We start from the raw sequence: 22989 nt of genomic DNA on the forward strand, positions 1-22989 counted from the left end.
CCGCGTTGACTATGCTTTAAGGCACGATTTCGAAGGGGGATTTATGGACGATCCAGTCGACAACAAACCACCGACCTTCTGGCAGATGCTGCACAGCGTGATGGCAGCGGCGTTCGGAGTGCAGAGCGGCAAGAACCGGGCAAGGGACTTCACCCATGGCAAGCCCAGCCATTTCGTGATGCTGGGCATTCTGTTCACCGCGGTGTTTGCATTGACGCTGTTTGCCATCGTCAAACTGGTGCTGCATTTCGCCGGTGTCTGACGCGGTCAGCGCATCAGCGTTTGCAAGGTAAACGGATAGCGATAGGACTCCGGCTGCCCCTTGGCCGAGAGCTTGCGGAAATTCACCCCGTAGTCCGGCGACGCGCCCATGGCCAGCATTTGCCGGGCATGCGCTTTGTCGATCAATGGCAACAAGGGAATCTGCCGGTCACGGCCGCCGTAGCGATTCAAATCGACGCCCTGCTCAACGTCATGCAACTCGACCAGCGCCCAACCGCCCAGGGTGAAGTGTCCGCCGACCAATGCGCTCAGGCGCCCGTCAACCAACGCCTGCAAGGCCGCCGGTGAGGTATTGATCGCACTGAACAAGGCATCTTTGCCGGGGACTTTGCCCGTTTCGGCGTACGCGCGCATCGCGCCGAAGGCCATTTCATCATTGGCCGACCACACCAGCGACACCTTCGGATAACGCGCAAACAACTGTCTGGCTTGTTCATAGGCGCGCTCTTGCGTCCAGCCGCTGTAAACCAGCTGTCGCAAGCGTGTTTGTGGATGTTCGGCCAACGCCCGCTGCATGCCGCGCTCGCGCAACTGCGCCGAGGGGGTGACCTTCAGGCCGGAGAACGCCAACACTTCAATCGGCTCAGCGTTTGCCGCCGAAGAATGCAGGCGGATCAGCTCCTTCATCATCAAGTAACCGCCCTCCTCGTCGTTCGGCACCAGGCTGCCGATGCGGTCGGCACGCTCACCGACCAACGCCTGCTGGTCCGGGGTCAGCGCGGCGTTGACCATAAACAGTTTTACGCCACTGTTCTCGGCCAGACGCAGGATTTGCGGCGCGACGTATTGCTCGTTGACGAAAATCAGATACTCGGGACGATTCGGCCCCTGCAACGCAAGGCGCGCCTGAGCCAGGGTCAGTTCGGGCTGGCGCTGGGAATAGAGAATCTGCAGATCGATACCCAGATCCTCGGCGGCCGCCTGCATGAATTGCGAATAACTGACCCAGAAGGCTTCCTGCGTCGAACCCGGGTTTAAAAACAGCACAGACTCCGCCCGCGCGCTGGTCTGAAACAGCGCGCCGAACAACAGAAGACTGAGGTGGAAAAACTTGAACATGAAACATCCGGGCCCAAGGAAAAATGGCCGCGCATTATAGCCATCCATCCCCGGCTATTGATGCCTGATCCCACTTTTTGTCCGACAATTCGTCGGGCACGGGCCCGGACGGGTCGTTTACTGATGGCTGACCCAGAATACCGCTGTCCCTACTACGAGAATGATCAGGAACAGAATGGCCCACGCATCGACACTGCTGTCGCTTTTTCTTGCCTTGGTCGGGTTGCTCATTGCATCGCCTCTTGTCGGTTTTATCGGTGATTGCAGAAAGACTCGACCACAGTTAAGACGATGATTGTCGGCACGACAAATGTGGGTTAGTTGACAGCCATTCTCGTTAGGCGATTTGGTTCTTTACATATACTCAAACATCACTTTTGCGCATAACTGCAAACGGGTATATTGCCCCGGCTCCTCTAGGGAGTGCGCGGCCGTGCGCGCAGAATTGCAGAGGCAAAATCGGACTCCAGCACGCGAAAACGCAGCGTTTTCCGAGTAGCCCAAAGCCTGAGAACAGGACTTATATGTACGTATATGACGAGTACGATCAGCGGATCATCGAGGACCGCGTCAAGCAGTTCCGTGATCAGACCCGACGCTATCTGGCAGGTGAGCTGAGCGAAGAAGAATTCCGCCCCCTGCGCCTGCAAAATGGCCTGTACATCCAGCGCTTCGCGCCGATGTTGCGGGTGGCGGTGCCTTACGGCCAGCTGACTTCGCGTCAGACGCGGATGATGGCCAAGATTGCCCGCGACTACGACAAGGGCTACGCCCACATCAGTACGCGGCAGAACGTGCAGTTCAACTGGCCGGCGGTGGAAGACATCCCGGACATTCTGGCTGAACTGGCCACCGTGCAGATGCACGCGATCCAGACCAGCGGTAACTGCCTGCGCAACGTCACCACCGACCAGTTCGCCGGTGTCGCGGCCGACGAAGTGATCGATCCGCGCCCATGGTGCGAGATCGTCCGTCAGTGGACCACGTTCCACCCGGAATTCGCTTACCTGCCACGCAAGTTCAAAATCGCCGTCAACGGTTCGACCGCTGACCGCGCCGCCATTGAAGTCCACGACATCGGCCTTGAGCCGGTGCACAACGCCGCTGGCGAACTGGGTTTCCGTGTCTTGGTCGGCGGTGGCCTTGGCCGTACCCCGGTAGTCGGCGCGTTCATCAACGAGTTCCTGCCATGGCAGGACCTGTTGAGCTACCTCGACGCCATCCTGCGCGTATACAACCGCTACGGCCGTCGCGACAACAAATACAAGGCGCGGATCAAGATCCTCGTCAAAGCCCTCACGCCGGAAGTGTTCGCGCAGAAAGTCGATGCGGAAATGGAACACCTGCGCGGTGGCCAGACCACATTGACCGACGCTGAGCTGCAGCGTGTGGCCAAGCACTTCGTCGATCCGGACTACAAGGCGCTGGACAACCAGACCGCGCAATTGGCCGATCTCGACAAGGAACATCCGGGTTTCGCCCGCTGGCGCACCCGCAACACTCTGGCGCACAAGAAGCCGGGTTATGTGGCCGTGACCCTGTCGCTGAAGCCGACCGGCGTTGCCCCGGGCGACATCACCGACAAGCAGCTCGATGCCGTCGCCGATCTGGCCGACCGCTACAGCTTCGGCCAACTGCGCACCTCGCACGAACAGAACATCATTCTCGCCGACGTCGAGCAAAGCCAGCTGTTTACCCTGTGGGGCGAACTGCGTGAAGGCGGTTTCGCCACGCCGAACATCGGCTTGCTGACCGACATCATCTGCTGCCCTGGCGGTGACTTCTGCTCGCTGGCCAACGCCAAGTCGATCCCGATTGCCGAATCGATCCAGCGCCGCTTCGACGACCTCGATTACCTGTTCGACATCGGCGAGCTGGATCTGAATATCTCCGGTTGCATGAACGCCTGCGGTCACCACCATGTCGGCCACATCGGTATCCTTGGCGTCGACAAGAAAGGCGAAGAGTTCTATCAGGTCTCCCTCGGCGGCAGCGCCAGCCGTGATGCGAGCCTGGGCAAGATCCTCGGCCCATCCTTCGCTCAGGAAGCCATGCCTGACGTGATCTCGAAGCTGATCGACGTGTACGTTGAACAACGTACCGAAGACGAGCGCTTCATCGACACCTACCAGCGTATTGGCATCGACCTCTTCAAGGAACGCGTCTATGCAGCGAATCATTAAAAACAACGAGGTCGTCGACGAAACCTGGCACTTGCTGCCCAAGGATTTCAACATCGACGAGATCAGCAACTGCGACGATCTGATCGTGCCACTGCAACTGTGGCGCGAACACAGCCGCATGCTCAAGGCCCGCGACGGTGGTCTGGGCATCTGGCTGGATGCCGACGAAGAAGCCGAAGAAATCGGTGAAGACGTCGCCGAGTTTCAGGTGATTGCGCTGAATTTCCCGGCGTTCACCGACGGCCGCAACTATTCCAACGCCCGTCTGCTGCGTGACCGTTACGGTTTCAAAGGCGAACTGCGGGCGATTGGCGATGTACTGCGCGATCAGCTGTTTTATATGCATCGCTGCGGTTTCGACGCCTTTGCCATTCGCGCGGACAAAGACCCGTACGAAGCGCTGGAAGGCCTCAAGGACTTCTCGGTGACCTATCAGGCCGCCACTGACGAGCCGCTGCCGCTGTTCCGTCGCCGCTAAGTCTTCAGGTTTAGCGCGGACAAAAAAACGCCGGTCATGTGACCGGCGTTTTTTTATGCCTGCTCGTGTTACCAGAAGCGCTGCTGAGTCAGACGACTCCACCAGCTCAGCAGTACGCGGTCGACCGAGCCGCTGGCGGCCATGCCGATACGCTCCTGTAAGCTTTTGCGCTCGGCGTAGTGCAGGTGATAGACCTCGGCTTTTTTTGCCCGGTCCGCCAGGTATTCATCACTGGTCTTCAGTTCATCAACCAGTTGTTTATCCAGCGCCGCGACGCCGAGCCAGACTTCACCGGTGGCGACATCGTCAATCGCCAGTTGCGGGCGATAACGGGCGACGAAGTTCTTGAACAGTTGATGAGTGATGTCGAGGTCTTCCTGGAACTTCTCCCGGCCCTTTTCGGTGTTTTCGCCGAACACCGTCAGAGTGCGTTTGTATTCGCCAGCCGTCAGCACTTCGAAGTCGATATCGTGCTTCTTCAGCAAGCGATTGACGTTAGGCAACTGCGCCACAACACCGATCGAACCGAGGATCGCGAACGGCGCACTGATGATCTTCTCGCCGATGCACGCCATCATGTAGCCGCCGCTGGCCGCGACCTTGTCGATGCAAACGGTCAACGGCACACCGGCCTCGCGAATACGCGCCAGTTGCGACGACGCCAGGCCGTAGCTGTGGACCATGCCGCCGCCACTTTCCAGACGCAGGACCACTTCGTCCTTGGCTGTAGCGAGGGTCAGCAGCGCGGTGATTTCATGGCGCAGGCTTTCGGTGGCCGAGGCCTTGATGTCGCCGTCGAAATCCAGCACGAACACACGAGGTTTGGCCTCGGGCTTGTTCTTCTGCTTCTTCTCGCTTTTCTCGGACTTGGCTTCGCCCTTGCGCAAAGCCTTGAGCTGATCCTTGTCGAGCAAGGTCTGCTCCAGGCGCTCACGCAGGCCCTTGTAGAAATCATTGAGCTTGCTGACCTGCAACTGACCGGCCGACTTGCGCCGGCCCTTGCTGCGCAATGCGGCAAAACTGGCGAGCACCACCAGAATGGCGATCACCAGAGTGACGGTCTTGGCCAGGAAGCTGGCGTATTCGGTGAAAAACTCCACAGAGACTCCTTAGAACAGTGCGTGGATGTGAAACACACGCGGGATGGCTCCAGCATACCCATGCGCCGGCTCATCGGCCAGCCGTGAAACCTCTGGCAACACCCCTGTAACGGGCATTTCAAACAAGCGTATGTTTTTTCATTGACAGCTCCCCGCCATCCTCATAACCTCGCCAAACCTTCAACGTACCGGGATGACGCGGACGTGGGCAGTATCTACTTGATTCGACATGGCCAGGCCTCCTTTGGTGCAGACGACTATGACGTCCTGTCGCCGACCGGTGTGCGCCAGGCAGAAATCCTCGGTCAGCACCTCGCTGAACTGGGTATCAGCTTCGATCGCTGCCTCGCCGGTGACCTGCGTCGCCAACAGCACACGGCCACCAGCGCGCTGGCGCAGTACGCCGCCAAAGGCCTGCCGGTGCCGACGCTGGAAACCGATTCTGCGTTCAACGAATTCGATGCCGACGCGGTCATTCGCGCGCTGCTCCCGGACATGCTGGCAGACGAGCCGGAAGCCCTCGACATCCTGCGCAACGCCGCGCAGAACCGTGGCGAATTCCAACGCATTTTCGCCCTGATCATCGAGCGCTGGCTGGCCGGCACTTACGACACACCGGGGCTGGAAAGCTGGCTGGGTTTCGTCGAACGCGTCCAGGCCGGGCTGCACCGCATTCTTGATCTGGCCGATAAAAACCAGAAAATCGCCGTGTTCACCTCCGGCGGCACCATCACCGCCCTGCTCCACCTCATTACGCAAATGCCTGCCAGACAGGCCTTTGAATTGAACTGGCAAATCGTCAACACCTCGCTCAACCAGCTGAAGTTCCGCGGTCGCGAGGTGGCTTTGGCCTCCTTCAACAGTCATGCACATTTGCAGTTGTTGAAGGCTCCGGAACTCATCACTTTCCGTTGAGTCCGGTTAACTGTGAACCTTGCTGTAATCAACCTCATAAGGATCGAACCATGACCTCCGTAGCCGATGCCGTAAAAGCAATGCAAGCCAAGTTCAACCCAGCCGCTGCTGCCGGTCTGGATCTGGTTTTCGGTTTCAACATCACCGACGAAGACAAGCAGTACTCGCTGATTGTCAAAGACGGCACCTGCGACATCCAGGAAGGCGAAAACCCGGACGCCAACTGCACGCTGGTACTGGATAGCGAAACCCTGAAAGGTATCGTCAGCGGCGAAACCGACGGCATGCAGGCTTTCATGGGCGGCAAGCTGCGCGTTGAAGGCGACATGATGCTGTCGATGAAACTGTCCGAGCTGTTCCCGGCGTAATAGCGACGTTCAGTGACACAAGAATCCCGCCCCCAGTGGCGGGATTTTTGCGTTTCGGCCCTGTAGGAGCTGCGGCACGCTGCGATCTTTTGATCTGTTTTTTTTAGAACGCAAAGTCAAAAGATCGCAGCCTCGTTTCACTCGACAGTTCCTACAGGGTTACCCAGTGAACGAAGCCGCCAGCAACTCTCGGGTATACGGATGCTGCGCCGCATCAAACAGCGCATTCGTCTCGCCACGCTCCACCACTTCACCGTCCTTCATCACGATCAAGTCATGCGCCAGTGCTCGCACCACCGCCAGATCGTGGCTGATGAACAGATAGGTCAGGCCGTGCTCCGCCTGCAAACGCCGCAGCAAAGCCACGATCTGCTTTTGCACCGTGCGATCCAGTGCCGACGTCGGCTCATCCAGCAGGATCAAGTCGGGCTTGAGCACCAGCGCCCGGGCAATCGCGATGCGTTGCCGCTGACCACCGGAAAACTCGTGGGGATAGCGATGCCGTGTGGCAGGGTCGAGACCGACTTCACGCAACACATCGATCACCGCCCGTTCGCGCTCAGCGGCATCCAAATCGCTGTGCACCTGTAGTCCTTCGGCGATGATCTGCTCCACACACAGGCGCGGACTGAGGCTGCCAAACGGATCCTGAAACACCACTTGCAGGCGTTTGCGTAGCGGCCGGAGTTGTTTGCCGCTCAAGTGCTCCAGCGCCTCGCCTTGAAAGCGAATACTGCCTTGCGCATCGAGCAAACGCAGAATCGCCTGGCCCAGCGTCGACTTGCCGGAACCGGATTCACCGACAATCCCCAAGGTCTTGCCGCGCTGAAGCTTCAAGTCAATGCCGTTGACCGCGTGCAAGTACGACTTCGCGCGCAGCCAACCACCGCCCAAACGGAAGCGCACATTGAGATCGCGCACCTCCAGCAAATCCTCCGCAGGCTCCCGGCACAACGCTTCGCCACCCGGTTCGGCGTTGAGCAACTCGATGCTGTAAGGATGTTGCGGTGCGTTGAACAACTGTTCACACGACGCCTGTTCGACAATCACCCCGCCGCGCATGACCGCCACCCGCTGAGCGATGTTTCGCACCAGATTCAGATCATGACTGATGATCAACAGCGCCATGCCCAGCCGCTCCTGCAGTTCTTTGAGCAACAGCAGAATCTTGCGTTGCACGGTCACGTCCAGCGCGGTGGTCGGCTCGTCGGCGATCAGCAATTGCGGCTCGCAGGCCAGCGCCATGGCGATCATCACCCGTTGTCGCTGACCGCCCGAGAGCTGATGCGGATAGGCCTTGAGCCGTTCGCGCGGGCGTTGAATGCCGACCAGTTCGAGCAACTGCAGAATCCGTTGGCGCGCCGCCGCGCCGGCCAGACCTTTGTGCAGGGCGAGGCTTTCACCCAGTTGTCGCTCAATCGTGTGCAAAGGGTTCAGCGAGCTCATCGGCTCCTGAAAAATCATCGCGATGCGGTGACCGCGCAGTTGCCGCAGATAGCGTTCATGTACGCCCAGCAACTCCTCGCCGGCATAACGGATGCTGCCGTCGATCCGGGTGATGGCCGGGTCAAGCAATTGCAGAATACTGTGCGCCGTCACCGATTTACCCGAGCCGGATTCGCCGACCAGCGCCAGACACTCGCCGGGGCGGATATCGAGGTCGATGCCATGCACCACAGGCTGGCCATTGAAGGCGACACGCAGGTCGCGTATTTCGATCAGATGTTCAGGCATATCAAGTCCTCGGATCAAACGCATCGCGGCAGGCTTCGCCGATGAATACCAGCAGCGAAAGAATCAGCGCCAAAGCAAAGAACGCGGTCAAACCGAGCCACGGCGCTTGCAGGTTGCTCTTGCCCTGGCCGATCAACTCACCCAGCGAAGCGCTGCCGGCCGGCATGCCGAAACCGAGAAAATCCAGCGCCGACAAGGTCGCGATCGCTCCGGTGAGAATGAACGGCAGATAAGTCAGCGTCGCGCTCATGGCATTGGGCAGGATGTGCCGAAAGATCACTTGCGCATCGCCAACCCCCAGTGCCCGGGCGGCTTTCACGTACTCCAGACCGCGACTGCGCAGGAACTCGGCCCGCACCACATCGACCAGGCTCAACCAGGAAAACAGCGCCATGATCCCCAGCAACCACCAGAAATTCGGCTCGACAAACCCGGACAGAATGATCAGCAGGTACAACACCGGCAGTCCCGACCAGACCTCCAGCACGCGCTGACCGATCAGGTCGACCCAACCGCCGTAGTAACCCTGCAATGCGCCGGCGGCGATGCCGATCAGCGCACTCGCCGCCGTCAGCGCCAAGGCAAACAGCAGCGAAACGCGCGTGCCGAAAATCACCCGTGCCAGCACGTCGCGTGCCTGATCATCGGTGCCCAGCCAGTTGTCGCCACTGGGCGGACTCGGTGCCGGCTCCGTGAGGTCGTAATTGACCGTGTCGAAAGCGAACGGAATCGGCGCAAACCACAGCCGCCCGCCCTGCCCCTCGATCAACTGCCGCACCTGCGCGCTGCGATAGTCCGGTTGAAACGGCAACTCGCCGCCGAAGTCCTGCTCGGTGTAGCGCTTGAACGCCGGGAAATACCAGTCGCCCTGATACGTCACCAGCAGCGGTTTGTCATTGGCTACCAACTCACCGCCGAGGCTCGCGCCAAACAACAAGAGAAACAGCCACAGCGACCACCAGCCGCGCCGATGTGCCTTGAAGCGCGCCCAGCGGCGCTGGCCGATTGGAGATAACGTCAGCATCAGGCAGCCCTCGCGGTGAAGTCGATGCGCGGGTCGACCAGTGTGTAGCAAAGGTCGCCGAGCAGTTTTATCAGCAGGCCGAACAAGGTGAAGATGAACAGCGAACCGAACACCACCGGATAGTCGCGCGCCACCGCCGCTTCATAACTGAGGCGGCCGAGGCCATCCAGCGAGAAGATCACTTCGATCAGCAGCGAACCGCCGAAGAACACCGTCACCAATGCTTGCGGCAATCCGGCGACGACCAGCAGCATCGCATTGCGAAACACATGGCCGTACAACACCTGTTTTTCACTCAGGCCCTTGGCGCGCGCCGTCACCACATACAGGCGCGAGATCTCGTTGAGAAAGCTGTTCTTGGTCAGGATGGTCAATGTGGCAAAACCGCCAATGACCAAGGCGATCACCGGCAGCACCAAGTGCCAGAAATAGTCGGCCACCTTGCCCCATGGTGACAGTTCGGCGAAGTTGTCCGAGACCAGCCCGCGCACCGGAAACCAGTCCAGCGCCATGCCACCGGCAAACACCACGATCAGCAGCAGCGCAAAGAGAAATCCCGGCAGCGCATAACCGATGATGATCGCCACGCTGCTCCAGACATCGAACGCCGAGCCGTTGTGCACCGCTTTGCGAATGCCCAGCGGAATCGACACCAGATAGGTGATCAGTGTCGCCCACAGGCCCAGCGACAAGGTCACCGGCAGTTTCTGCCAGATCAATTCGGTGACGCTGGCACCGCGAAAGAAACTCTGGCCAAAGTCCAGTTGCGCATACCTTTTGAGCATCAGCCACAAGCGCTCGCTGGCCGGTTTATCGAAGCCGTACTGGCGCTCGATATCGGCCACCAGTTTCGGGTCCAGCCCTCGGGTCGCGCGGGACTCACCTCCAACGGTTTCGACATGGCTGGAACCCACCGCCGCGCCCACGCCAATCCCCTGCAAGCGCGCGATGGCCTGCTCGACCGGGCCACCGGGCGCGGCTTGCACGATAACGAAATTGACCAGCAGGATCGCCAGCAACGTCGGCACGATCAGCAGCAGGCGGCGCAGGCTATAACCCCACATGGCTGTACTCCTTGGGCTTCTGAGTTGTGGTCAGTGCGGTCGGGCTGATTTCCCACCAGGTGTCGAGGCCAGCGTCGTATAACGGCGCAATCGCCGGTCGGCCGAAGCGGTTCCACCACACCGTGGAAATCCCCGGCGGGTAATAGTTGGGCACCCAGTAATAGCCCCACTGCAACACCCGATCCAACGCATGAGCATGACGCAGCAGACTCTGGCGATTGTCGGCCTGCACCAGCCCTTCGAGCAGTGCATCGACAGCCGGATCACGCAGGACCATGTAATTGTTCGAGCCGGGATCAGCGGCGCCGTCGGAGCCAAAGTAATTGAACATCTCGCGCCCCGGTGCCTGACTCACCGGGTAACCGGCGACGATCATGTCGTAGTCGCGATTGCGCACGCGGTTGGTGTATTGCGCGGTGTCGACCTGGCGAATATCGAAGCCGATGCCGATCTGCGCCAGGTTGCGTTTGAACGGTAACAACAGCCGTTCGAAACCTTTCTGGCCATTGAGAAACGTGAAGTGCAGCAGCTCGCCACCGGCATTCACCAACTGATCGCCCTGAGGTTTCCAGCCAGCGGCTTCGAGCAGTTTCAGTGCCTGCAATTGTTCGGCGCGGATGTTGCCACTGCCGTCGGTTTTCGGTGGTTCAAACACCGTAGTGAACACTTCCTCGGGAATCTGCCCGCGCAACGGCTCAAGAATCTTCAGCTCTTCGGCATCCGGCAACGCAGTGGCCGCCAGTGCGCTGTGGGAGAAGTAGCTGCGCTGACGCAGGTACATGCTGCGCATCATCTGCCGGTTGCTCCATTCGAAATCCCAAAGCATGGCGATCGCCTGACGCACGCGACGATCCTGAAACAGTGGTTTTTGCAGGTTGAACACAAAACCCTGCGCACCTTGCGCAGCACCGGGCGCGAGGTGCTCACGGAGCAATTTGCCTTGCTCGAGTGCAGCGCCCGCGTAGCCGATGGTGAAACTGGTGGCGGAGAACTCGCGGTTGTAATCGAAGCCGCCGGCCTTGAGCACCTGCCGCGACACGTCGGTGTCGGCGAAGAACTCCACGCTCAGTTGATCGAAGTTGTAGAGGCCGCGCGTGATCGGCAGGTCCTTGGCCCACCAGTCCTGCACCCGTTGAAATTGCACGCTACGCCCGGCATCCACCGCGCTGATGCGGTACGGGCCGCTGCCCGGCGGAATCTCGAAACCGCCGCCCTCGGCGAAGTCCCGCGTACGCCACCAATGTTCGGGCAGCACCGGCAGTGTCGCCAGGTCCAGCGGCAAGGTGCGGCTGTCGTTGTTCTTGAAGAGAAAGCGCACCTGCGTCGGCGACTCGACGACGACCTCGGCGACATCGCGAAACTGCTGGCGGTATTTGAGACTGCCCTGAGTGGTGAACAGGTTGAAGGTGTAGCGCACGTCTTCGGCGGTGATCGGCGTGCCATCGTCGAAACGCGCCTTCGGGTTCAGGTAGAAGCGTATCCAGCGACGATCCGGATCCAGCTCCATCTGCTGCGCCACCAGACCGTAGACGCTATAGGGTTCGTCCTTGCTGCGATAGGCCAGTGGCGCGTAGAGCCAGCCATCGATATCGGCCACGCCGGTGCCTTTGTCGGTGTAGGGAATCAGGTGGTCGAACGGGCCGCTTTCCAGCGAAGAACGGCGCAGGCTGCCGCCCTTCGGCGCGTCGGGGTTGGCGTAGGCCAGATGCTGGAAGTCGGGAGCGTATTTGGCGGGTTCGCCGTAAACCGTTAACGCCGGTTGCGGGGCGGCCCAACTGAGCGGTGTTAGAAGCGCGAAAGCGCTGAATAAAATGAGCCTTGAGAACATGGGCAGATCCTTTTACACGGTGCTGCTACTGGCCTCTTCGCGAGCAGGCTCACTCCTACCGGGACTGCGGTGAACACAAATCCAATGTAGGAGTGAGCCTGCTCGCGATAACGCCGGGCCAGTCACCACACATCCTGCCTACCTGTGATGTGCAACAGGCCGGCGATTTTTATAGGGCGTGCTTTAGATCAATAGGTGACTAAAACCCGCCATCTCTGAGCATTTTCAAAACTTGTAACTGACCCGCGTGTACAGCGTCCGCCCGAACGGATCGCCATATTTCGGGTCGTAGCCGCTCTGGAACGTGTAGGTCTGGTTGCTGAACGGCGGTTCGCGGTCGAACAGGTTTTTTGCGCCGAGGGTCACGCTCAGGGTCTTGCGCCAGGTGTAGGTGCCGGCCAGATCCCAGACGTTGTACGAGCCGACGTAATCGTGGGTGTCGCGATCGGAGTCGTGGTAACCGCTGGTGTAGCGGTTGGTGAGCGCGGCGCCGAACGGGCCGTAATTCCAGCTGCCAGTCAGGCTGTGGCGCCAGCGCGCCACGGCACCCGCCGACGCAAAATCACCGCCACGGAAATCGCCGAGCTTGTCGATGTAGTCGCCCTTGAGCTGTTGCTGGTAGTCATAACGAGTGACGTAGGTGCCTTGCAGGCCGATGCCGAAGTTGCCGTACGGTGTGCTCGGCAAACGGTAATCGAAGCTGACGTCGACGCCATTGGTCTTGATCTTGCCGAGGTTGGCCAACCCGGTGACGATGTGATCGATGGAGCCATCCGGCTTGCGGATCAGGCGATCCGGGTACAGCTCAGGATTCTCGAACACCGCCGATTCGGGGAACTCGGCAATCTGGTTGGCGATGTCGATCCACCAGAAATCCAACCCGGCGCTCAGGCGCTCGAACGGCTGATAAACAAACCCGAGGGTGACGTTGCGCGCGGTTTCCGGGCTCAGGTCAGTATTGCCGCCGCTGGTGCGATTGAACTGCTGCGCGCAATCGCGGTTGGCGATGCCGCCATTGCTCGGATTACCGCCTGCGCACAAACGCGGGTCGTTGTAGTTGGCGTTGGTGAAACTGCTGAACGTCGGGTTGTACAACTCATACAACGACGGCGCACGGAATCCTTCGCTGTAGGCGCCGCGCACCACCAGTTCCTTGAATGGCTGGAAGCGGAACGAGTATTTCGGGTTAGTGGTGCTGCCGAAGTCGCTGTACTTGTCGTGGCGTACGGCGGCGGACAGTTCGAGGCTGTCGAGCACCGGCACATTGACCTCGGCGTATTCGGCCGAGACGCTGCGATCCCCGGCAACACTGCCGTTCGGATCAACACCGAGGCTTTGCACGTCTCCGGCAAATGCGGCGAAATCCTGATGGAAGTCTTCCTTGCGATACTCGCCGCCCAGTGCCAATGCTGAAGGGCCGGCGCCGAACCAGTCGCCGATTTCACGACTGATGCGCCCGTCGATGGCCTTCACCCGCCCGACCGCCGTGGCGTAATCACCGTCCACCGCGTTGGCCGCCAACAGCGCGGAACCGGCAGCCGTCTGCGGACCGAACGGGTTGATCACACCGTTGGCAATGCCGGCGCTGACCGCACGATCGTTGACGTAGCCGTCCTGAATGCTGTTGATCACTTTGTTCTGGTTGTACGAAGCGCCGAGGTTGTAATCCCAGCCGGCGAGCGTGCCATCGAAACTCAAGAGCAAGCGCTGACTGGTGTTGTCGTCCTCATGCTGCCGCGCACCGACGGCGGTTTCACGCCAGTTGACGTCAACCGCTTGCGTCGGGTCGAGGGCGAAGCCGTTCGGCCCTGGCGTGATGCCGTTACCCGGATAGAACGCCGTGCCGGGATTGACCTGATTGCCCATCAATGTGCCGGGGCCGATTTGCGTGCGGTTTTCGTTGCGTGCCCAAAAGTATTCGAGGCTGACGTTGTGATCGTCCGACAGCTTGCCGGTGGCTTTGGCGAAGGCCGAGGTCTTTTCGGTTTCCGGCACCAGATCAAGGTAGTTCCACAGGCTCTGCCGGCAGATGCCGTTGCGTGCCAGCAAACCCGGTGCGTTGCAGCCGGAACCGGCCAAAGGGTTGGTGGCGTTGCTGCCCTGACTCCAGTTGGCCGGCGAGGCGGTGCCGGAGGTGTAATCGAGTCCGCGGTTCGGCTGATAGTTGTAGGTGTAGCCGCGATCTTCGGCGGCCAGGCGTTGCTGCTTGTCGTAGCTGACCACGCCGAACACGTTGAAGCGATCCTCCTGCAAATCACCGAAACCCCAACTGCCGCTGAAGTTACGGCTTTCACCGCCACCCGAATGCGTCGGCGTGTCGTAACTCGTGCTGATCTGCCCTTCGGTGAGACTGGTTTTGGTGATGAAGTTGATCACCCCGCCAATCGCATCGGTGCCGTACAGCGCCGAGGCGCCATCGCGCAGCACCTCCACACGATCGATGGCCGCGAACGGGATGGTGTTGAGGTCGACACCGGAGCCGTTGATCGCATTGGTGGCGTTGTTACTCAGGCGCCGACCATTGAGAAGCACCAAGGTTTTGTTGGCGCCGATGCCGCGCAGATCCGCATAAGACGCACCGCCACTGCTCGAGCCCACCGAACGCCCGGAGCCAACCGAAGACTGGTTAGCGGAAATACGGCTGACCAGCTCCTCGGTGGTAGTAACACCCTGCTCGCGCAGCTCTTCGACGCGCAGGATGGTGACCGGCACTGCGGTTTCCGCATCGACCCGGCGGATTGCCGTCCCCGTGACTTCGACACGCTGCAGTTGAGTGGTCGGTTCGGTTGCCGTGCTATCGGCGGCGATCGCCGGCAGTGTGTTGATTGCCAGCAGCAAGGCCAGGCTCAAAGGTGATTTGACGGGTGAAAACTGAATCATGAACAGCCATCCCTGCGTTTTGGTTTATGCAGGGATGTGCGATGACGAATCAGGATTTATAGAGGCCGATTTAGACTGTTGGGTGCTGAGGTTATGCAAAAAAATCCATGCCTCGATATCAACCCGATGCCATCTCCCTCAGCAACCTTGTATCCAGGCCAAAACGTTCTTGAGAAACCATTTTGAACTGCCCCTGTGCCAGGTCGCAGCTCACCAGCAGATTCCACGAGTGGCGGGTTGCCGCCGAGGGGATCAGGACAAACGGATGCTCATCCAGTAAAGCGTCGGCAAACCGCTGTTGATTGGGCGACGGCCAAGCGGGACTCAACCAGTAAGGATTCGGGACCTCTTCGGGCTGAACGACTTTGACCCGTGCATCGCCGATGACCTCAAAGCACGTCAGCACATAAGGTTCTCTGTCCAGTACATCGAAACTATTATTGGCGGCCACCTCCAGAATGGCCGAGGACGGGTCGACAGATGCATAGACGACTCGCCGGCCAGGCGCATTCCATCGACCGCCCTTCAGTTTTGGACCCATCCCGCTGTCCCACGTATCTCCGTAGGCCTCCTGATCCAGGCGCCAGCCATACCAGTGTCCTTCCCAGGGCAAGGGATTCATGGGTAACCCCCGTACAGGAGCCGACACAAGTATTGCTCGACCATCTGGAAGCCCAGTGGATGACGGGTCAATTCCAACGGTACGTAGCCGTTCAGGTAAGGGGTGGACTTCTGCATCCATATTTCCGCCTGTGGCAGCCCCCCGAACGCCCGAGTGGCCATCTCCAGCACCAGCGCATATTGGTAGGCGACGACACTCTGTTGCGAGTCAAGCCGCACCGATTTGCCTTCCTTCAACAGCCGCTGCACGGTTCTGACAGATTTGCCGGTGATGCGTTTGACCATGTCCTCGCACAGGTACATTTCGGAAGTTGAAAGCATGTTGACGACGTCGCTCAGCTCAAAGCCCTCCTCGGTAAGGCGGACAATCAGCATGGCGTCGTCACCGAGGTCCTGGCCATGCACGAGCAAATCGACAGGCTTGCCCGCGACCTTCTTCAGCCCCGTCAGCCGGGGCACTTTTGCTGTGGGCATCGCGACATCCTCCATGGGGCATCTGGCGCGATCGTCGATCCAGAAGTTGCGCAGGGAATAAACAGAGGTTTCATGCTCGATGTGTGGGGTACGCATAATCGATCCTTTATCTGGGAGCCTGAGCGTTCAAGCCACTCAGCGACTTCAATGTCAGGTCCGATGCTATAGATCGCGCTTCCGACGACCAACCTGAAAAAGTCGTCGGAAATATCCGCTGCTTGCCGCAAAACCTGCCATTTTCCGTAGGACGTAAACGCGAGATTCCTGCCCTCAGCCGCCGAAGTGATAACTCACATCCAGCCACCACTGCCGTCCGTACGGGTCATAGTTGCCGGTCGGGTAATACGGCCACCCCGCCGAGTCATCGTGTTTGACCTGATTGAGCACGTTGTTCACGGTCAGCCCGACACTCGCCCGGTCATTGAGCTTGTAACGCGCGCTGGCGTTGAACACCGTCCACGGTGACAGGCGACCGTCCCCCGCGCCGTTGGTGACCGAACCGTAACGAATGCCCATCAGAGTCGCCGTGGCTTTCTGGTAATCCCAGGTCAGGCTGGCGTTGACCTTGCTGCGCCAGTCGTAGTTGGTGCGTGAGGTGCGCCAGTCTTGCGTGGGTGCCTCTTCCGACTCCTTGTAGTAATGCGACAACACCAGGGTGTAACCCAGCGCAGAACTGAACGCGCCGTACTGCCCGGCGCCCCAGCGAATGTTGCTCTTGAAATCCAGACCACTGACCCGCTCGCTGGCGGCGTTGATCGCATTGACCCGCACGCGGTTCAACTGGTTCGGATCGACCGCCGCATTGCCGGCGTTGCGATCGATGCGCGCCAGGGTCGATTGGCAATTGGCCGAGTTGATGTCCTGCGTGCCATTGCGGCATTCGTTTTCCTGCTGTAGCAGTCGGTTTTCATCGACAGTGGTCAGCAGATCGTCGATCTCGACACGCCAGAAATCGGTGGAGAAATCGAAGTTGCGCGACGGCGACCAGACAAACCCGTACGTCCACGATTTGCCACGTTCGGACTCCAGATTCGCTGTACCGCTCTGGGTGTAATCGACCCGCCCACGATCACAGGCACCCTCCACGCCCTGGCTGCAACCGTAGTAATCGATCTGCGCCGGGTAGTAGCCGTTGCTGTCGGACTGATAGATGTAATTCAGATCCGGCGCGCGGAAACTGGTGCCGTAACTGCCGCGCAGCAACAGGCTGGTGACCGGGCGCCATTCCAGTCCCAGGTTGTAGGTTTTCTGCTGTTCGGTGCGGCCGCTGAATTTGTATTGATCCCAGCGTCCGGCGGCGGTCGCCAGCAGCGTGTCAGTCAGCGGAATGCTGAACTCGCCACCCGCCGCGTAGCGTTTGCGCGAGCCACCGGAACTCTGCTGTGGGCTCACGCCGTAAAAAATGCCGTCATTGAGGCCATCGTCCGGGTCAACGCGGTATTCCTGCTTGCCCGCTTCCAGCACCCCGGCGAAGCCCACCGGACCCGCCGGCAAGTCGAACAGGTCACCATTGACCGAGGCGTTGTAACTGGTCGACACCGACTTGCTGCTCTGGGTGAGGTTGCCGCGAAACTGCTGCCACTCCTGCGGCGTCAGCGGCCGGTCGAGCCGTGAAGCATCCGGGGCGAATACTGGATAACCGCCGCTGACACCGAGTTGCGGGCCAAGGTAGAAATCCTGAATCGATGACAGTGGCGTGTAGCGCGTGGTCCTGACGCTGCGATATTCCGAGCGATTGGCTGCCAGATCGTAACTCCAGCCGGTGTCGGCGATCTTGTCCGAGAGCCCCAGGGTGCCGGTCCATGAGGTGTCGCGCCACTTGCTGTTGTTGCTGGTGCGACCACCGATTTCCTCTTCGCCGAAGCGTCGATACCAGCGCTCCAGATTGCCGCTGTTCTGGTTGATGAAATCCGGTGAGGTGAAGGTCGGCCCGCGCGTGTTGTTCTGGATATGGTCGAGGCCGTACATCAAATCGGCGAAGACCTGGCCGCTGTCGCTGAAATGCCAGGTGCCACGGGTATAGCCGTCGTAGTTTTCCTTCTGGGTCTGCACGGTCCAGTAATCGTTGTACATCTGATCGGTGCGGCAGCGCCCGCCGCTGTTGACCAGTTTGTTGTCGAAGGTGCCCTGATAAGCACCGCAACCCGGTCCCCGATAACGATTGTTGCTCAGGTCGCGGCGGTAACCGACATCTGCCAGCGGGCCGTTTTGCATAAAGCCACGGTCATCGGCCCAGATCGGATCGCGGTTAGTCAGCTCCAGACCGAACAAGCCGTCAAAATCCCCCCAACTGCCGCCGCCGCTGATCTGCAAGCGCTGGTTGTCACCGCCGCCGCGCTCGCTGGTGCCGCCCTTGAGATTGACGTCGACACCGTTGATCTTGTCCTTGAGGATGATGTTGACCACCCCGGCGATCGCGTCCGAGCCGTAAATCGCCGAGGCGCCGCTGCTGAGGATTTCGATGCGTTCGATGACCGCCGACGGAATGTTCGCCAGGTTGGTGAAATTGACCTTGCCGTCGTACGGCGTTGGGTAGTCGGCGACGCGACGGCCATTGATCAACACCAGCGTATGGTTCGGGCCGAGGCCGCGCAGGTTGAGTGCGCTGGCCGCCGGTTGCCAGGTGTTGCCGTAATCTTCGCCTTGGGTCATTCCGGTGTTTTGCGTCTGCGTCGCCAGGGCGTCGTAGACGTTTTTGTAGCCGCGCGCTTCCATTTCTTCGTGGGTAATGACGTTGACCGGTGTGGCGCCATCGCTCTGCGCGCGGGCAATGCGCGAACCGGTCACGGTGACTTTTTCCATACGGTAATCGGCGCTGGTGACCGGCGCCACAGCGGTGACTTTCGCCGGCACATCAGCCGCGCGAACCGTTAAACCCTGGGTGCTTTGTTCGACTTGCAGACCGCTGCCAAGCAAGGCCTTTTCCACCGCCTGACGACCGCCCAATGCCCCACGCACCGCCGCGCTGTGTTTGCCTTTCACCAGTTCTTGGCTGAAAGAAATCGGTACACCGCTCTGCCGCGAGATGTCCAGCAACACTTCGTCGAGCGGTCCGCTGGCGATGTCGAAGGTGAACACCGCCGCTGCCGATTCCTGGGCCACCGCCGCCCATGGACTGATGCCCATCGCCAATGCAGCAGCAAGAGTCAATCGAGGTAATTTTTGTTTGATTGAGAACATCGAAGGGTTTCCCTGTTGGAGGCATCTGCAGGGAATGAGCAGCGGGCCGGCGCTTTTTATAGGGCGGCGATTAGGCCAAGAAGTTATGGGTTTATAACCGCGCGTCGATGCTGACCCAGTACGGGTTGTGCCAGGTGATGCGGATCGGCAGCGAGCGTTCCAGCAGTTGCAACGTGCGATCGCTGTCGTCAAGCGGATAGAGGCCGCTGAGGCGCAGGTCGGCGACTTCCGGGCTTAGATGCAAGATGCCGCGACGGTAGCGGCGCAAGCTGTCGATGACTTCGTACAAAGGCCGGTCGCGGACTTCCAGGCGACCTTGCACCCATGCACTTTCCTGGCCGTTGCTACGTTCCAGCGACAGCACTCCAGCGCCGTTGAACAACAGACTTTCGCCGGCCTGCACCACTTGCCGCGCACCGCCGGCGGTGACCACTTCGACCTGCGAATGGAGCATCACCAAACGCGTCGCCTCCTCGCGGTACTGCACGAGAAACTTCGTCCCCAGCGCGCGCAGGCGACCGTGCTCGGTCTCGACCACAAAGGGCCGCGCCGGCTCTTTCGCCACATCCACCAACAACTCACCGCTGCGCAAGGCGAGCAGGCGCTGTTGGCTATCGAACAAAGGCACCACACGACTGCGCGCGTTGAGGGTCAGCGCACTGCCGTCGGCCAGGGTGAAGTCACGTCGCTCGCCGGTCCCGGTCGACAACTCCCCCGCCTCCGGCAGCCAGCCGTAACGCCGCCCGAGCAGCCCGGCCAACAGCCCGATGCCGAGCACACTCAGACTGCCGCTGATAAAGCGTCGCCGACTCGATGGCGCGTTAAGGCTGTGCAGCAGACTGCTGCGCGGCAAGGTGCGCAGGGTCGGGTTGCGTAGCAGATTGAGGCCGCCGCCCATTTGCTCGATGACCTGCTGATGCCGTGGGTCGGCAACGCGCCAAGCCTCGAATGCGGCCCGCTCAGCCATGCCCGCCTCGCCCGACTGCAACAACGCCAGCCATTGCGCGGCCTCATCGATCACCGCTTCGTCCGGCCTCATGCCTGCATCGCCTGATAGCAACGCTTGAACGCTTCGACCATGTATTGCTGCACGCGGCTGGTGGACACCCCGAGGCGCTCGCCGATCTCGCTGTAGGTCAAGCCGTCGAGCTGGTGGTAGAGAAACGCCGCTTTGGCTTTGGCCGACAACCCGTTGAGCAAACGATCGACCGCCAGCAGCGCTTCGATCACCAGCGCCCGCTCTTCCGGAGACGGATGCACCGGTTCTGGCGCCAGCGCCAGGCTTTCCAGATAGGCGCGTTCCAGGTCCTGGCGACGCCAGCCTTCATAGACCAGCCGCCGGGCGATGGTAGTGAGCAGCGCGCGTGGCTCGCGAATGGCCGTCGGGTCCGGCAATGCCAGCACCCGCAGAAAGGTTTCCGAGGCGATGTCCTGCGCACTGTGCGGGCAACCCAGCGTGCGGCCAACGGCAGCGCACAGCCAGCGATAGTCCTTTTGGAACATCTGCCCGATGATCTGGTAATGCGGGTTGTACCCACCCATGCCTTGCTCCCTGAAACGGGTCCCACCCGCTGCGAAAAACCATCGTTCTGCCGGGATCGTCCGGCTCTGATCAGGCGCGACTGTGCAATAGCCTCGAAGACATTTGAAGTAATAAAAAATCAGCACAAGCAAACCATTAAGCATAAGGCACTTGGTCGCCGCAGAAACACTGGCTGACAGAACGTTGACCTCGATCACTGGCGCGTGGCCGGCCACTGATTAATCTCGCGGCTCCATCGAAAGCCAGGGACGGCTCACCGAGAGCCCACGGCGAACCCACTCAAGGAAGAGCAAGCATGCGACCACTCAACATCATTCTGCTGTCGTCAGCGTTCAATGGCCTGACCCAACGCGCCTGGCTGGAACTGCGTGAGGCCGGGCACTCGCCGAGCGTCGTGTTGTTTACCGATGAACAAGTGGTGTGCGAGCAGATCGAACACAGCGGCGCCGATCTGGTGATCTGCCCGTTCCTCAAGGACCGTGTGCCCGAAGCACTGTGGAGCAATACCCAGCGTCCGGTGGTGATCATTCATCCCGGCATCGTCGGCGATCGCGGCGCCAGCGCCCTCGATTGGGCGATTACCAATGAGTTGCCGAGTTGGGGCGTTACCGCGTTGCAGGCCGTTGAGGAGATGGACGCCGGCCCGGTGTGGGCCACCTGCGAATTCAACCTGCCGGCGGGCCTGCGCAAATCCGAGCTGTACAACGGTCGGGTCAGTGACGCGGCGATTCGCTGCATTCGCGAAGTGGTGGAGAAATTCATCGAAGGCTTCGCGCCAGTGGCTCTGGACTATGCCGATGCGCGAGTACGTGGGCGTTTGCAACCGAACATGAAACAGGTCGACCGCAGCTTCAGCTGGCACGACTGCGCGCGCTTCATCAAACGCTGCATCGATGCCGCCGATGGCCAGCCCGGCGTGCTGGCGAGCCTGGCCGGCGGTCAGTATTACGTGTACGACGCGCACCTCGATTCGCGCAGCGGCATGCCCGGCGAGATTCTCGCGGTGCATGACGATGCGGTGCTGGTCGCGGCTGGTGATCAGAGTTTGTGGCTTGGTTCGTTGCGACGCAAACCGCAACCCGGCGAAGAAACCTTCAAGCAACCGGCGCGGCACCTGTTGGCCGAGCAATTGGCCGACGTGCCGGTGCTCGACTGGTCGATCGCCACACAGCCGTTCAGTGACGAAGCCTATCAACCGCTGCGGTATCGCGAATCCGGCAACGTCGGTGAGCTGACCTTCGAGTTCTACAACGGCGCCATGAGCACCGAGCAATGCCAGCGCATGGTCGCCGCGCTGCGCTGGGCCAAGTCCCGTGATACTCAAGTGCTGTTGATCAAGGGCGGACGCGGCAGCTTTTCCAACGGCGTGCATTTGAACGTGATTCAAGCCGCGCAGGATCCCGGAGCTGAAGCCTGGGCGAATATTCAGGCGATCGACGATGTCTGCGCAGAACTGCTGACGGCCCGGCAACTGGTGGTCAGCGGTGTCACCGGCAATGCCGGCGCCGGCGGTGTGATGCTCGCACTGGCGGCCGATATTGTGTTTGCCCGCACCGATATCGTGCTCAACCCGCATTACAAGAGCATGGGTTTGTATGGTTCCGAATACTGGACCTACAGCCTGCCCCGCGCGGTCGGCCCGGCCATGGCCGAGCAATTGACCCAGGCGTGTCTGCCGGTGAGCGCGGTACAGGCGTGGCAACTGGGCATGGTCCAGGAAATCGGCCCGCGCTGCCCGGACGAGTTTTCGTTGTGGTTGCTGCAACGGGCCAACGGTGCGGTGAGCGATCCGACCTATGCCGCGGTGCGTGAGCGCAAGGCGCGGTTTGATCAGGTGTTGATCCAGCAATGCCGCGAAACCGAGCTGCAGGAGATGCAGGAGGACATGCTTTACAACCGCAATCAGTTTGCCGAGAAGTGCCGGAACTTCGTGTACAAGCGCAAGGTCTGTGGCACGCCGGCGCGGTTGATTGAGGAGTGGGCGCGGGTGCGTTTGACCGAGTTGGCCAGTTGATTTAGCGGTGGCTGCTTTCCCCTCACCCTAGCCCTCTCCCCAAGGAGAGGGAACTGACCGAGGTGTCTGGCGCCCTGCATCGACCTGAAAAAACGTGTCGATTATGGATTCAACGCTGATCGTTCAAGTCAGTGCATTTCTTCAATATCCCCCAATCAGTCCCCTCTCCCTCCGGGAGAGGGTTAGGGTGAGGGTGAGGGGCTTTTGCCTTTACAATGCCCGACACCTCAAACACCGGCCCG

Annotated in this window: 18 protein-coding genes; 6 read left to right on the top strand and 12 right to left on the bottom strand. The window is 60.3% G+C overall.

Translation table 11 applies throughout. The annotated features are described in order from the left end of the window. The first annotated feature begins 43 nt into the window (after positions 1 to 43). Positions 44 to 262: a DUF2970 domain-containing protein gene (locus PspR84_RS16700; protein ID WP_016983294.1), complete on the top strand. Its 219-nt coding sequence runs from the start codon at positions 44 to 46 to the stop codon at positions 260 to 262. Positions 263 to 267: 5 nt separating this feature from the next. Here PspR84_RS16700 and PspR84_RS16705 read toward each other — a convergent pair whose 3' ends face one another. Continuing rightward, complete coding sequence (locus PspR84_RS16705) at positions 268 to 1341, bottom strand: ABC transporter substrate-binding protein (RefSeq protein ID WP_160058277.1); 1074 nt, start codon at positions 1339 to 1341, stop codon at positions 268 to 270. A gap of 524 nt (positions 1342 to 1865) precedes the next feature. On the opposite strand from PspR84_RS16705, the gene PspR84_RS16710 reads away from it, so the two are divergent. Then, positions 1866 to 3524 carry a nitrite/sulfite reductase gene (locus PspR84_RS16710; protein WP_034152311.1) on the top strand — a complete coding sequence of 553 codons (1659 nt, stop codon included), beginning with the start codon at positions 1866 to 1868 and terminating at the stop codon, positions 3522 to 3524. Continuing rightward, entirely contained in the window at positions 3508 to 4002 is a 495-nt protein-coding gene (locus tag PspR84_RS16715) for a DUF934 domain-containing protein (RefSeq protein ID WP_160058279.1), read from the top strand. Before PspR84_RS16710 ends, PspR84_RS16715 begins: the two co-directional genes overlap by 17 nt. Before the next feature lie 68 nt (positions 4003 to 4070). Here the strand turns inward: PspR84_RS16715 and sohB are convergent, their stop codons facing one another. Beyond that, positions 4071 to 5102: a protease SohB gene (gene sohB, locus PspR84_RS16720; RefSeq protein ID WP_160058281.1), complete on the bottom strand. Its 1032-nt coding sequence runs from the start codon at positions 5100 to 5102 to the stop codon at positions 4071 to 4073. 204 nt (positions 5103 to 5306) lie between these two features. Here sohB and PspR84_RS16725 point away from each other — a divergent pair, with 204 nt between their 5' ends. After that, complete coding sequence (locus PspR84_RS16725; protein WP_160058282.1) at positions 5307 to 6017, top strand: histidine phosphatase family protein; 711 nt, start codon at positions 5307 to 5309, stop codon at positions 6015 to 6017. Between the two features lie 50 nt (positions 6018 to 6067). Beyond that, positions 6068 to 6385, top strand: a complete 318-nt coding sequence (locus PspR84_RS16730) for an SCP2 sterol-binding domain-containing protein (protein ID WP_053120860.1) — start codon at positions 6068 to 6070, stop codon at positions 6383 to 6385. 159 nt (positions 6386 to 6544) lie between these two features. Here PspR84_RS16730 and PspR84_RS16735 read toward each other — a convergent pair whose 3' ends face one another. From PspR84_RS16735 to PspR84_RS16780, 10 genes are all read right to left on the bottom strand, one after another. Next, entirely contained in the window at positions 6545 to 8119 is a 1575-nt protein-coding gene (locus tag PspR84_RS16735) for an ABC transporter ATP-binding protein (protein ID WP_160058284.1), read from the bottom strand. A 1-nt stretch (position 8120) separates the two neighbouring features. Beyond that, a complete protein-coding gene (locus PspR84_RS16740) occupies positions 8121 to 9143 on the bottom strand; it encodes an ABC transporter permease (RefSeq protein WP_160058286.1) in 1023 nt (340 codons plus the stop codon). Next, on the bottom strand, positions 9143 to 10207 hold the full coding sequence (locus PspR84_RS16745) for a microcin C ABC transporter permease YejB (RefSeq protein ID WP_160058288.1): 1065 nt from the start codon (positions 10205 to 10207) through the stop codon (positions 9143 to 9145). Before PspR84_RS16745 ends, PspR84_RS16740 begins: the two co-directional genes overlap by 1 nt. Continuing rightward, entirely contained in the window at positions 10194 to 12035 is a 1842-nt protein-coding gene (locus tag PspR84_RS16750; protein ID WP_160058290.1) for an extracellular solute-binding protein, read from the bottom strand. Before PspR84_RS16750 ends, PspR84_RS16745 begins: the two co-directional genes overlap by 14 nt. 225 nt (positions 12036 to 12260) lie before the next feature. Beyond that, entirely contained in the window at positions 12261 to 14915 is a 2655-nt protein-coding gene (locus PspR84_RS16755; protein ID WP_160058292.1) for a TonB-dependent receptor, read from the bottom strand. A 118-nt stretch (positions 14916 to 15033) separates the two neighbouring features. Next, on the bottom strand, positions 15034 to 15537 hold the full coding sequence (locus tag PspR84_RS16760) for an RES family NAD+ phosphorylase (protein WP_160058294.1): 504 nt from the start codon (positions 15535 to 15537) through the stop codon (positions 15034 to 15036). Next, the gene (locus PspR84_RS16765; protein ID WP_174244514.1) at positions 15534 to 16010 is read right to left on the bottom strand and encodes an antitoxin Xre/MbcA/ParS toxin-binding domain-containing protein; all 477 of its coding nucleotides are present in this window, start codon (positions 16008 to 16010) and stop codon (positions 15534 to 15536) included. Before PspR84_RS16765 ends, PspR84_RS16760 begins: the two co-directional genes overlap by 4 nt. Before the next feature lie 270 nt (positions 16011 to 16280). Beyond that, the gene (locus PspR84_RS16770; RefSeq protein ID WP_160058296.1) at positions 16281 to 19190 is read right to left on the bottom strand and encodes a TonB-dependent receptor; all 2910 of its coding nucleotides are present in this window, start codon (positions 19188 to 19190) and stop codon (positions 16281 to 16283) included. 91 nt (positions 19191 to 19281) lie between these two features. Then, positions 19282 to 20229, bottom strand: coding sequence for a FecR family protein (locus PspR84_RS16775; RefSeq protein ID WP_160058298.1), 948 nt, complete (start codon positions 20227 to 20229; stop codon positions 19282 to 19284). Beyond that, positions 20226 to 20732: a sigma-70 family RNA polymerase sigma factor gene (locus tag PspR84_RS16780; protein ID WP_034152323.1), complete on the bottom strand. Its 507-nt coding sequence runs from the start codon at positions 20730 to 20732 to the stop codon at positions 20226 to 20228. Before PspR84_RS16780 ends, PspR84_RS16775 begins: the two co-directional genes overlap by 4 nt. Positions 20733 to 21028: 296 nt before the next feature. Here PspR84_RS16780 and PspR84_RS16785 point away from each other — a divergent pair, with 296 nt between their 5' ends. Then, entirely contained in the window at positions 21029 to 22747 is a 1719-nt protein-coding gene (locus tag PspR84_RS16785) for a hydrogenase maturation protein (RefSeq protein WP_160058300.1), read from the top strand. The last annotated feature ends 242 nt before the right edge of the window (positions 22748 to 22989 follow it).

This window comes from Pseudomonas sp. R84 (assembly GCF_009834515.1).
Taxonomy (GTDB): Bacteria; Pseudomonadota; Gammaproteobacteria; order Pseudomonadales; family Pseudomonadaceae; genus Aquipseudomonas.